The sequence below is a fragment of the Blautia luti genome, assembly GCF_033096465.1.
GTDB classification, from domain to species: domain Bacteria; phylum Bacillota; class Clostridia; order Lachnospirales; family Lachnospiraceae; genus Blautia_A; species Blautia_A luti.
The window spans coordinates 83,659-96,097 of the sequence record NZ_AP028156.1 but is presented as its reverse complement, the minus strand read 5'-3'; the positions used below and the strand labels follow the sequence as shown (position 1 = coordinate 96,097).

The 12,439-nt window shown below is 39.5% G+C and carries 11 protein-coding genes and 2 pseudogenes; 1 reads left to right on the top strand and 12 read right to left on the bottom strand.

All coding sequences use genetic code 11. The annotated features are described in order from the left end of the window. Window positions 1-109 precede the first annotated feature (109 nt). The 8 genes and pseudogenes from R8695_RS00495 to R8695_RS00460 all read right to left on the bottom strand — a co-directional run. Complete coding sequence (locus R8695_RS00495; RefSeq protein ID WP_154780781.1) at window positions 110-802, bottom strand: HAD family hydrolase; 693 nt, start codon at window positions 800-802, stop codon at window positions 110-112. Window positions 803-866: 64 nt separating this feature from the next. After that, window positions 867-1,079 carry a hypothetical protein gene (locus R8695_RS00490; RefSeq protein WP_243139568.1) on the bottom strand — a complete coding sequence of 71 codons (213 nt, stop codon included), beginning with the start codon at window positions 1,077-1,079 and terminating at the stop codon, window positions 867-869. A 103-nt stretch (window positions 1,080-1,182) separates the two neighbouring features. Then, the gene (locus tag R8695_RS00485; protein ID WP_118512223.1) at window positions 1,183-2,397 is read right to left on the bottom strand and encodes a MalY/PatB family protein; all 1,215 of its coding nucleotides are present in this window, start codon (window positions 2,395-2,397) and stop codon (window positions 1,183-1,185) included. Between the two features lie 181 nt (window positions 2,398-2,578). Beyond that, a complete protein-coding gene (locus R8695_RS00480) occupies window positions 2,579-3,742 on the bottom strand; it encodes an RNA-guided endonuclease InsQ/TnpB family protein (protein ID WP_154780782.1) in 1,164 nt (387 codons plus the stop codon). Then, on the bottom strand, window positions 3,690-4,349 hold the full coding sequence (locus R8695_RS00475; RefSeq protein ID WP_154780783.1) for an IS607 family transposase: 660 nt from the start codon (window positions 4,347-4,349) through the stop codon (window positions 3,690-3,692). The genes R8695_RS00480 and R8695_RS00475 overlap by 53 nt, the downstream gene beginning before the upstream one ends. Before the next feature lie 123 nt (window positions 4,350-4,472). Continuing rightward, on the bottom strand, window positions 4,473-6,062 hold the full coding sequence (locus tag R8695_RS17920; RefSeq protein WP_330585243.1) for a phthiocerol/phthiodiolone dimycocerosyl transferase family protein: 1,590 nt from the start codon (window positions 6,060-6,062) through the stop codon (window positions 4,473-4,475). Between the two features lie 16 nt (window positions 6,063-6,078). Further along, window positions 6,079-6,768 (bottom strand): annotated as a pseudogene (locus tag R8695_RS00465) (alpha/beta hydrolase); the annotation flags it as partial. Beyond that, a pseudogene (locus tag R8695_RS00460) lies at window positions 6,761-6,976 on the bottom strand (histidine phosphatase family protein); the annotation flags it as partial. The pseudogenes R8695_RS00460 and R8695_RS00465, both read right to left, overlap by 8 nt. Window positions 6,977-7,497: 521 nt before the next feature. Between R8695_RS00460 and R8695_RS00455 the strand changes: the two are divergent. Beyond that, complete coding sequence (locus R8695_RS00455; protein ID WP_118512347.1) at window positions 7,498-8,376, top strand: ROK family protein; 879 nt, start codon at window positions 7,498-7,500, stop codon at window positions 8,374-8,376. A 130-nt stretch (window positions 8,377-8,506) separates the two neighbouring features. Here R8695_RS00455 and R8695_RS00450 read toward each other — a convergent pair whose 3' ends face one another. The 4 genes from R8695_RS00450 to R8695_RS00435 all read right to left on the bottom strand — a co-directional run bounded on the left by R8695_RS00450 (window position 8,507) and on the right by R8695_RS00435 (window position 12,438). Further along, window positions 8,507-9,949, bottom strand: a complete 1,443-nt coding sequence (locus R8695_RS00450; protein WP_154780784.1) for a glycoside hydrolase family protein — start codon at window positions 9,947-9,949, stop codon at window positions 8,507-8,509. 65 nt (window positions 9,950-10,014) lie between these two features. Beyond that, on the bottom strand, window positions 10,015-10,932 hold the full coding sequence (locus tag R8695_RS00445) for a dihydrodipicolinate synthase family protein (RefSeq protein ID WP_118512351.1): 918 nt from the start codon (window positions 10,930-10,932) through the stop codon (window positions 10,015-10,017). A 40-nt stretch (window positions 10,933-10,972) separates the two neighbouring features. After that, entirely contained in the window at window positions 10,973-11,428 is a 456-nt protein-coding gene (locus R8695_RS00440) for a NanQ anomerase/TabA/YiaL family protein (RefSeq protein ID WP_118512353.1), read from the bottom strand. Further along, window positions 11,425-12,438, bottom strand: a complete 1,014-nt coding sequence (locus R8695_RS00435; RefSeq protein ID WP_118512355.1) for an ABC transporter ATP-binding protein — start codon at window positions 12,436-12,438, stop codon at window positions 11,425-11,427. Before R8695_RS00435 ends, R8695_RS00440 begins: the two co-directional genes overlap by 4 nt. Window position 12,439: the final 1 nt, after the last annotated feature.

Below are 12,439 nucleotides of genomic sequence, written 5' to 3'. Positions count from 1 at the left end.
CTTTTTCAGGTTCTTCTGACTGTTTATTTGTTTTACTGATATTAGAATAATCTTTGCATCTTAATATGAAAGGGACAAATTCTTAAGATTTTCTTAGGATTATTCCAGATTATCGAATCAGTTCCTCAACGTCCAATGTCTCAAATGACTGAATCACTGGATACTCCACTTCTGTTTCCGGCTCTTTTCCCTGTGTATACCAGATACCTTTTAATCCACATTTCGCAGAACCTTCTACGTCTTTTTTCAGGCTGTCGCCGATAAATGCACATTCATCTGCAGAAACTCCGGCTTTTTCTACGCAGATTTCAAACAGATGTGGATCTGGTTTCTCTACCCCTGCTTCCTCACTGGTCACAATAAAATCAACATATGGTGCCAGTCCTAATGCAGTTAATTTTTTATATTGAATATAGGCAGTCATATCCGTTCCAACTCCAATCCGAATATTTCTGCGTTTTAAATCCTGCATAAACTTTTTCACTCCCAGTGACGGTTGCGCCTGGCGAATCAGCGTATCCCAGTATGCATGATACATATTTATGGCATGTGGAAATAATGGCTTTTCCCAGAGTTCCAACATAATCTGAGTTCGAAGCAGGCGACTGTGAATTGCAGCTGTATCTGTTCGGATTCTGCCCAGCATAACTTTTTGTGCTTCCTTATAGCATTTCCTCATTTCTTCTTCTGATTTTCCAAAGGCACTCTCACAATAATCTGCCAGAGCTTTCATTCCATAAACATGGTTTTTATCATAGTCATACAACGTATTATCAATATCAAAAATTACAGCTTTTATCATTTTATTCTCCCTTTATAAAACCACACTCATATACCTTTTTATTTTACAAATGCGGCTTTATTATTTAATTCATCAACAGGAACCGTTTTTTGTCTTCTGTCAGCTCCACTTTACTACCTTCGTCAATTCCATGCGCATACAGCCAGGCATCCTCAACCTTCAGGGATTCTTCCTCACCATTTTCTCCTTTCAGAAATACCCTGACCATATCTTTCATTCCTTCCGGTCTGCCCTCACAGCCAAAATCCAGTTCTTCTATTCGTTCTACTGTGTACATTCTCATACCGCCTTATACTATACAATTTAGACTTTCTATTAATGTCAAAAACATTATTCTGTTCATCATGTTTTCACTTAAATCAGCCATTTGTCCAATCCTGCTATTTTTCTGCATTGAACACATATTTATCCAGTCTGTCAAATGCTTCCTGCACTCTGCTGAGCGGCAGTGCCAGATTCATACGAATTGCACACGGATGCAGGAACATTCTTCCGTCCTGCCATGCAACACCAACATCCCAACCTGCTTTCTCCACTTCATCAATACTCTTTCCGTGTTCTTCACACCATTTCGTGCAGTCCAGAAACAGCATATACGTTCCCTGCGGTCTGCTGACTTCTACGCCTTTGAAATGCTCTTTGATATAATTGCAGGCATAATACACATTTCCAGTCAGTGCCTGGCGAAGCTCATCTACCCACTCATAGCCCTCTGGTTTATACGCTCCGATCAACGCATGCATGGACAAAACGTTCATTTCATTGTAATGCGGCTTGCTGCTCTTTGCTACAACTCTGTCACGGAGATATTTGTTATAAATGATATGGTAACTACCAACCAGGCCTGCCAGATTAAATGTCTTGCTCGGAGCATAAACGGCAATTGTCCTGTTTCTGGCATCCTCACTTACAGACTGAGTCGGTATATGTTTATAGCCATCCAAGATCAGATCTGACCAGATCTCATCAGAAATTACAACGCAGTCATTTGCCTTATAAACTTCCATTGCTTTCTCGATTTCCCACTTCTCCCATACTCGTCCGCAAGGATTATGAGGGCTGCAAAATACTGCCACATGAATGCTATTAGCTTTAATCTTCGCATCCATATCTTCGAAATCCATTCGCCAGATTCCATTTTCATCTTTCCTTAATGGACTGTGGATCATCTTAAATCCATTGTTTCCAATACACCCGGTAAAACCTATATAAGTCGGACTGTGAAGCAGTACCGCATCCCCCGGTGCTGCGAAAGCTGTCAGTGCAGAAACGACGCATCCCAGCACACCGTTTTCATAACCAATATGTTCCTTGGTCAGTCCTGTCACACCATTTCTCTTCGTCTGCCAGTCAATGATCGACTGAAAATATTCTTCTCTTGGCGCAAAATATCCATACGCCGGATGCTTCGCACGCTCGATGATTGCTTCCGGAATGGTCGGCACTGTAGGAAAATTCATATCTGCTACCCACATTGGAATGATGTCAAATCCCTCCTTCGGTTTCCCAGGACTCATTTGTCCATTCCCCAATCCATCTACTGCAATGGCATCCATATTGTGTCTGTCTATGATTGATGTAAAATCGTATTTCATGTCCTTTGTAAAACCGTTACTGAAAACTTATAAAAAGTTATAAATTTCTATGTTCCATTCCTACTTCAACGAGTATGCTTTTGATGCTATAAATATCAATCTACTCACAAGTTCTTGTACTCTCCATAGGCGTAAATTTCGGACTAACGTATCCGTACATATTTGTATTAACATTTCAGTGTCAACTTGCAAATTTTTCTCCATAAGTCTTGAGATTTATAGATGCCTGGAAATCTCTGTCAATCATATTCCCACACTCACATCTATAAACTCTGTCAGATAACTTCAAATCTTTTTTGATGTTTCCACAACAGCTGCAAAGCTTTGATGATGGATAAAACCGATCAGCTACAATAAGCTGAATTCCTTTATCGCTGCACCTATATTCAAGCTGTTTCCTAAACCAAAAAAATCCCTGTGCCTGAACTGCTTTGAATAAATGTCTGTTTTTCATCATTCCGCTAACATTCAGATCTTCAATACATATAAATCTTGGTTTTCGATTTACGATCTCCGATATGGTCTGATTTAAATAATTTTTACGGATGTTTGTTAATCTGTGATTTCGTTTTAATAAAAGTTTTTCCTTTTTGATTACATTATTTGTTTTACAGTAACTTTCCCCTTTCTTATTTTTCTCGTAAGAACGAGAGATACTACGCTGTAATCTGCGTTTCTGTTTTTCTAATTTCTTTACTTTCTGACTCTTATTGATGTTCTTATACTTAGTCCCATCAGAGCAGACAGCCAGATCTTTGATTCCCAGGTCTATGCCGACTCCGTCATCATTAAGTGTTTCCCTGCAGTCAGGAAATTCTACACATACGCTGATCCACCAGTTCAATCCGTCAAAGGATATTCTCGGGTTCATATATTTAACATTTGTCGGAATACGTCCAGGTTCTGCAAGTCTTACCCAATTCATTTTTTGTTTATTTGCTTTCCTGCTGGAAGAAAAGCCTTCAAATTTAACATGTGTATTACTGAAGCGTATCTTAACGTTGTCCTGATAGAACTTCGGCATAGATCTCTTTTTTGACTTGAATCTTGGGAACTTTTGCAACCCCCTGAAAAAGTTCTTATAAGCAGTACAGGCATCTTTAACTGCCTGTTTGGTCACATTATTTGAGATATTCAGTAACCATACATATTCATCAGAATGTCTAAGCTTCGTAAATTCTTTTCTGAGTTCTGCATCTGAAATGAATCCGCCGCCTTTTTCATAGTTCTCTATTTCCCTGGCCAAAGCCCAGTTATAAGCAAATCTTGAAGCACCTGCGTACTGAAACATCTTAGTTTTCTGTACATTGTTTGGTATCAGCATTACTTTTATGGCTTTTACCATCTGTTTCCTCCTGTATCAGTTCCTGGATAAGTTTCTTAGCTTTATTCGCTCGTTTTCCTTGTAATTTACAACTGAATACTGTGATTATCTGAACCAGATCTTCAACAAGTTCCTGCTGTTCGGATTTTTCAGTATTATCAATAATCTCAATCTCACAATTATAAAGTGAAGCGATATATTCTATCAGCTCAAAACCAAATCGTAATAGCCGATCTTTATATAAAACAACAACCTTTTCAACCTGATTTTGAGATATTCGCCTGATCAATTCCTGAAGTCCTTTTTTCTTATAATTAATCCCGGAACCGATATCACTTATTATCTCAAACGGCTGTCCTTTTGCCAAAAGATATGTCTTAACATTATCAATCTGTCGTTCCAGATCATCTTTCTGTTTATGGCTGGAAACGCGACAATATCCAATTGTAATGCGTTTTTTAGGCTTTACATTTATTACCTGGTTGAGTTGCTCATCAGAATAATATCTATAGCTACTTACTGTAGTATGATGCGGATGAAGTTTTCCATTGGCATCCCAATTTCGTAATGTCTGGGCAGATACGCCTATAATTTTTGAAAATTCATGTATAGAATAATATTTACACAAAGTATCAACCCCTAGTATAATATACTACTCTAATGTCTTATAAAACTCAACAACATGTGCTTATATAATTCTATAATTTATATTTAACTGCTAATAACCTCTATTTTCTTCCCTGTATTTTTCTTACATCCTAAGCTTTTTATGAAATTCCCGTAAGGTATCCTTCTTGCAGAAAATAAACAATGCTGCCAGTGTCAGAATGCTAATGCCTGCACAAGATAAAACAGATATTCTTCTCGTTTCAGACGGTTTACTCTTGCAATCACCGGAACAGAAAACTGAACCGACAAAACTCCAAAAGGAAGAATAAAATCCACAGACCAGCCTCTCCATCCGGTAAACCGATCCTACAAAATGGCAATCACAGATATGAGCAGCAACTGCCAGACACAGAAAACTAAAGGTCTGCACAATCCTCTGATTTTCTTTTCTTTCCAGTCTCTGCTGTTCGCCGCAGCCGGGAAAATCGTTCTTTAACTCTCTATGGGGAATTTCCTCCTCACTTAACATTCTCCGGAAGTTTCTCTGAATACTGTCATCCGGTATTTGGGAAGTAAATCCCAGCACCATCTCATCTCCATAAGAGCAGGAACACATCTGCAGGGAATTCGTACTGGCAAAAATCCCAAAATGCCGGATATATTCTCTATACTCCTCAGGAAGACGTATAATACCAATATTAGAGTAAACAGCAGTAATACTTCTGCTTCCCAGATTCGCTCCGATCATCAGAAAATATTTCTTAATTTCCAGAGGAACGGCACGGACAAATATATTTTTCTCAATCCTTACATAGTCATTCATATGCATGGCTATTTTATCTTTTTCCAGTTCCTGTTCAAACTGCAGCTTTACATCCGCCAATACTTCTTCAAAGGTTGTTGTATCAGAAAAAGTATAACCAACCTCAATCCATCCAAAGAAATTTGTCATGGACTGAGACGGAAAATAATTTCTCAGGTTTACAGGTATCATCAATGTCACCGGACGCTTCTGCTGGTTCTTTGGTATCTCCTCACGGATAGAACAGAGCATCACAGCTGTAAGTAGCACTGTTATGGACACACCGTAGGAACGGGCCTTCTGATGAACCTCTTTTACAGAAAGAACTACTTCCGAGATATGCATATCTGAATGGACCAGCTTCTCTCCCTTCAGCTTTACAGCTGCTTTTTTCTTCTCCCTGTTCTTGGGAATATCTGAAGAATAATACTGGGAAAAGCTATCTTCCTCTATGTTTCCGCGACCTGTTTTCTTCTCCCTTCTTATCTCCGGAAAATTCTCCTTTGGATGGGCCAGAATGAGATAATTCTGTACAAGCTCCTGGAGAAAATGCATGGCTCCGGTGCCATCTGTCAACGCATGAAACACTTCAAAATTAATTCGTTCTTTATAATAGCTCACCTGAAACAGCAGGGATTTTTTGTCTGGAATATACAGACGGCTGCAAGGCGGCTCTGTCTCCGGTTTTACCAATGCCCTGATATGGCTGTGCTCCAGATAAAACCAGAAAAGACCCTTTCGCAATACTGCCTGAAACAATGGATATTTCTCCATAGTTCTGTCCAAAGCCTGCTGAAGAATATCACTGTCCACTTCCTCCTTCAGCTGACAGTAAAAACGAAAAACTCTTGTATCATTTTCCCCTGTTACAAGCGGAAATGCCAGAGCTGCATTATCCAGTTTTCTCCAATTAGAATATTCTGTTCTCATATTTTTCGCCTTCCGGTCACTTTATCTTTTCATCATTTATACTCAGATGCAGAATTTTTTCATAGCTTGCATTCAGAAATTGATTAATATATCCAAAGCTTTCCTGCACATGCAAAAACTTAAATCCCAACGCAAAAAATCCATGAAATGCACCGCTTATTCTACGGATTTCCACCTGATTTCCGGCTTCCCGCAGCTTCTTTCCATATGCCTCTCCCTCATCACGGAGAGGATCATATTCAGCTGTAAGGATAAGGGTTTCCGGAAGATTTTTAAGATTTTCTTCAACAATCGGAGCAAAATATGGATTATTTCTATCTGACGGTGAACTTTGATACAAATTAAGATAATCCTCCATTTTTACAGCAGTCAAAAGATAATCACTGCCATTTTCCTGCACAGATCTAAAGGGAGATTTCTCTGTATAACAGTTTCCCAGTGCCGGATAAATCAGAATCTGGCGTCTGGGCATAAATTCGCCCCGGTCTCTTGCCAAGAGACATACTGCTGCTGCCAGATTTCCCCCTGCACTATCACCTACAATTGTAATTTCCTCAGGATCTGTATTTATGATCAGCTGATTAGTATATAATTCCCTGGTTGCAGCATAACAATCCTCCAACGGTACCGGAAATCTGTGTTCAGGCGCCAGCCTGTATTCCACTGATACCACAATATGGGCAGTAGCCTGTGCCATTCTCCCGCAGCCAGTCGCATTCTGTGGCTGTTCGGTTCATCTTTTTCAGGGTAGGGGAAGCAGTATCCTTTGCCCTTCCCAACGGTGAAACATAAAAGTCTCTGATCTCCAGTTTTGTTAATCTCTCTGAGAGAAACTCAACCTCTCTCCATCCCTTCTCTGTAAGAGAATCTATGGTATAATCAGGGTCTCCGTGACGTACTATCAATAATTTCATTTATATTTCTTTCCTTTCCTGTTTCAAAATACATAAAAACTCTTATTATAATCCACAATATCCGAAAACAGCTTCCTGTCCTCTTCTGATATTACTTGCAATTATAATAAGAGTCTTACACATCTATTGTTACGTATCAAGCATATATTAGAACGTGTTTTCACTATTATTGGATTCTGCTTTCACTGCTTCATTTGCATCCAGATAATAGCATCCAAACTCAGAAGCGGTGTTACCCGGTACAATTTCGTCTGTTCTAAAGTCAAATGACTCAAAAACGAATTTACTGGAAAACATCAATCTCACTGCACATGCGGTGTTCCATGCACGGCTTCCTCTTGCGGCAGAATGGTGTATATTTATCCTGTTATTGAAAATTATTTTATATCATTATTTTTTATGAAACTATTTTTTTCATTTTGTAATGACTTTCCATTTTCCATATGCTATACTCAAAGAAAGATATTATGAAAAACAAAAACATACCACAAAACCAAACTCAAAAACGAAAGGAGTCTCTTATGAAAATTCTGGTCTTTGATATTGGCGGAACCGCGATCAAATACGGAATCTGCCAGGACGGACATCTCGAAAAAACTAAAGAATGCCCGACAGAAGCTTTCAAAGGCGGTCCACATATTCTAAATACTGTCTGCAGTCTTGCGGAACAATATCTTCCTTTCGATGCGATTGGCATCAGTACCGCAGGACAGGTAAATCCTGAAGATGGGTATATTATTTATGCCAACAGCAATATCCCGGATTATACGGACACACAGTTTCAGAAAGTCCTTCAGGAACGCTTCCATGTTCCTGTCGCAGTAGAAAACGATGTCAACAGCGCAGCACTCGGAGAAGCCATCTTCGGTGCCGGAAAAGGAAAAGATTCTTTTCTCTGCCTTACCTACGGAACTGGTATCGGCGGAGCGATCATTGAAAACAGACATGTTTACCATGGTTCTTCTTTCTCAGCAGGAGAATTTGGTGCCATCATTACCCACGCAGAAGAAAAACTCGCCGGCACAGACCCATTTGACGGATGTTATGAACGTTACGCTTCCGCCACTGCTCTGGTAAAAATGGTTTCCGCTGTAGACCCGTCTCTTACCAACGGCCGTCAAATTTTTGCTAATTTAGAACACCCAGAAATCAAAGAAGTTGTAAGCAAATGGATTGATGAAATCGTACTTGGTCTTGCAACTCTGATTCATATTTTTAATCCTTCCAGCATAGTTCTCGGTGGTGGTATTATGGTTCAGCCTTACATTCTGGAACAAATTCACGCACGAATCCCACAGATGGTTATGTCCAGCTTTGCACATGTACAGATTTCAAGCGCAAAACTTGGAAATTCTGCCGGACTTCTGGGGGCTTATTATCTCGCTTCTCAGAAACTGTAGAAAAATCCGTCTGTATATGATTTCTCCATTGCGGAGAGTTTAAATATGAGTAGAATAAACTAAAAATATCCTGACAGGTATGAAACTTAAATGTCTCTTATTTGCCAGGATATTAATATATCTTTTTTATTTACATTCCTTCGTTTTCCATATCTGCGCCTTCCCAGAGGCGATGACCTTTATATTCCATCTCTCCACGGACAGCCCAGATTTTCAAATTTTGAAATTTAAATCGGATGCATCCGCTTTTGTCCGGAAGTTTTTCCCCTTTCCATGAAATACGAATCCATCGGCCGGATTTTTCTGCCACAGCATCTTCTATTCTCAATCCTTCATAAGCATTTTCTGTCCAGACCGGATGAACAGAAGCTGCAAGCTCCCAGTCTTTTTCTGTATCAACTACATCTGCCAACACTTCTACATAATCTCCGCTTAAAGTCAACGTAGTTGTAGTCAGAATGCTTTCAATGCCTTCTTTTCTTCCTGTCCAACAGGCAAATTTATCCACTTCCCAGTATGCTCTTCCCAGTGAAGATTCCCGGAAATTTGTATGCTGTCCATTTCCACCCATATAGTAGACCCATACTTTCTGTCCATCTATCACAGGTGATGACGCATAGATACAGGAATTATCAAATTCTCCATCCGGATAGTGTCCGGTGCCTCTTGGAATTACCGGCTGATCCATTGCTTCAAAGTCAAATTTCTTACCATCCGCAGACCAGGCCAGTTCGCAATCCACACAGTCAAAGTTTTCTTTTGTTCTGTCCCCTTCGTGAATTATAGATGCCAGACCCAGATACAGATCCTGTGCTTTAAATACGGGCATAGAATAAATCTGGTTTTCATATCCTCTTCCACGAAGCATTTCTATAGGTTCACTCCAGTGGATAAAATCCTGGCTATGACTAATGGTCGTCACACGGATTCCGTCTTTCCATATACGGGAAATTAACATATAACATTGTTCTTCTTCATTCCAGAATGGAAAATTATGGCTGTCTGCCTGTGGATTATATTCCGGCCAGGGAATCAATTCTCCCCAGTGAATTCCATCCTTAGAAAAACCAACCGCCATATGCGCTCCATGTCCCGGAACATCAACTTTAGTCACCATTTTAAATCTGCGTCCGGCATCCTTATCCTGCTCATCAAGCATAACCCCTGTTCCATGCGCATATCGGAACAAAAGATTATTTTTTTTGCTTCCACGCCAGTCTACAAGACCAAGCGAAGGTTTTTCCCAGTGGATTCCATCCTTACTGTGGGCATACGCCAGAGAAGTCACTCGATCCATTCTTGGTCTGTAATTTCTCTGTGTACGCTCCTGCAAAGTAGTACCTTCTGTATCTTTATCTTCTATAAATAATGTATAATAGCAGTGAAAAATCTGTTCTCTGCTATCATAAATCACATTGGGATATCCATTATCAATCCTGATTTCCCAAGGCATGTCCTGAATGAATAGCGGATTATTTTTTGTATCTTTTGTCGGAACTGCTACTTTCAGTTCCACATTTTCTATTGCCTGGGGATTCAAAAGCCTCCTGTCAACACTCAGAAATGTCTTCATAAATCAGTCCATCCTTTTTATAATTTGGGGTAGCTGCGAAAATATTGAACAGTTACGATTCTTCGTTAGCAGTATTTTTTAATCGCTTCGTCAATCATTCCGGCACATTTTTTAATCTGTTCCATATCTTCCGGGATGATTTCCGGTAATGGTTTTCTTACGCCACCAATGTTCAGGTTTTCACGGATACGAAGGATTTCTTTCATAACCGCATATAAATTTCCATGACACTCGCACATTGCATAAATAATCGCATCTGCTGCATACTGGATTTCTCTGGCTTCTTTTACTTTTCCAGCATCTGTCAGCTCTTTGATTTTTAAATAAAGTTCCGGCATTACTGCATAAGTACCTCCGATACCTCCATCAGCTCCCATAGCAAGTCCTGATACTAACTGCTCATCCGGACCGTTAAATACAACGAAGCCTTCTCCGCCTTCCATTTTAAACATCTGGATATCCTGTACAGGCATTGAACTGTTTTTCACTGCTGCTACTCTCGGATTCTTTCTCATTTCGCGGAAGAGAGGCATAGTCAGGGCTACTCCTGCAAGCTGAGGAATATTATAAATTACAAAGTCTGTATTCGGTGCCGCACTGGAAATATCATTCCAGTATTCTGCAATCGCATACTCTGGCAGATGGAAATAAATCGGAGGAATTGCAGCAATTGCGTCAACACCCAGTGACTCTGCATGTGCTGCCAGTTCTTTACTGTCAGCAGTATTGTTGCATGCCACATGTGCAATCACTGTCAATTTTCCTTCTGCCGCCTTCATTACATGTTCCAAAACCAGCTTTCTGTCTGCAACGCTCTGATAAATACACTCTCCTGAAGAACCGCCTACATAAACACCTTTCACGCCTTTTGCAATCAGATGTCTGATAAGAGCTTCTACTCTCTCCGGGCTGATTTCTCCATTGTCATCATAGCATGCATAAAAAGCCGGAATAATTCCCTGATATTTTGTAATGTCCTTCATCTTCTTAGTCCTCCTATTCTTTCCTATATCCCTTTTCTATTTACTCTGTAACCAGTACTTTTCCAACTGCTTTTCTTACCTGTGTAACTTGATCTTTCATAATTTTCACTTTATGAGCATCTTCAGGAAATACGATCAACACTTTTCCAGGTGTCAAATCCATGTAATGTTCAACCGGACCATGGCATTCAATGGAATCCGTTTCTTCATCTTTTGCTGTCACTGTCATCAGAGACATATCACTAACACCCATCTTTTCTTCTCCGGAAATCACCATATGGATATCGGCATATTTCTCATGAGCTTCAAAGAATGTTTTTTCTTCCGGTAATGTTTCGTATTCAAAACAATTGATAAATGCAAAATCACCATCAACTTCATTGCATCCCTTTTTCAGATCATTTAGAGAATGTTCTTTAATATAATGAATCGCTGTATCCAGATGTTTTCTCATTCCAAGATAACGTTCAAGATTATTCAAATCTGTATAAATCATGCATTTACCTCACTTCCATCATATAAATGACACGCAGTCATGTGTCCGTCTGCTCCATGATAACGAAGAGCAGGATCTTCTTTTTTGCAGATATCCATGCAGTAAGGACACCTATTGTGAAATGCACAACCACTTGGTTTGTGAATTGGGCTAGGTACTTCTCCTTCCAGTACCTGGCGTTTCTTTTTGTAATGTATATCTGCTACAGGAATTGCGGAAATCAGAGCCTTTGTATAAGGATGTAATGGCTCATCATATAAAGCTTTGGAATCTGCTACTTCCACAATTTTTCCAAGATACATAACCATGATACGATCCGACATATACTGAACAACAGAAAGATCATGAGCAATAAACAGATAGGTAAGATTCATCTCTTTCTGAATTTCTTTCATCAAGTTCAGTACCTGTGCCTGAATTGAGACATCTAGTGCAGATACCGGTTCATCACAAATAAGAACTTCCGGTGTTACTTCCAGTGCTCTTGCAATACACAGACGCTGGCGCTGTCCTCCAGAAAATTCATGTGGAAAACGCATCAGATAATCCGGCTGAATATTAACCATTTTCAATACACGATTCATAATTTTTTCCCGTTCTTCCACAGAACTCACCCCATGCGTTTTTAAGGGTTCTTCAAAAGAAGTATAAATCTTTTTCTGCGGATTCAATGCAGAGTATGGATCTTGGAAAACCATCTGTACTTTTTTTCTGAACTCAAACATTTCATTCTTAGTAAATTTTGTAACATCTTTATACTCACCGTTATAATTAAATAAAACCTCTCCGTCTGTAGGTTTCTCAAGCATCATAACAGTCTTTCCAAAGGTTGATTTTCCACAGCCAGATTCTCCTACTATTCCCAGTGTTTCTCCTTTATACACCTCAATGCTGACATCATCCACAGCCTTTACATTCCCTACTATTTTTTTCATAAGCCCCTTTTTAATAGGAAACCAGGTTTTCAGATTTTTGATTTTAAAAATTACCTCCTTCTTTTCCGTTTCCATT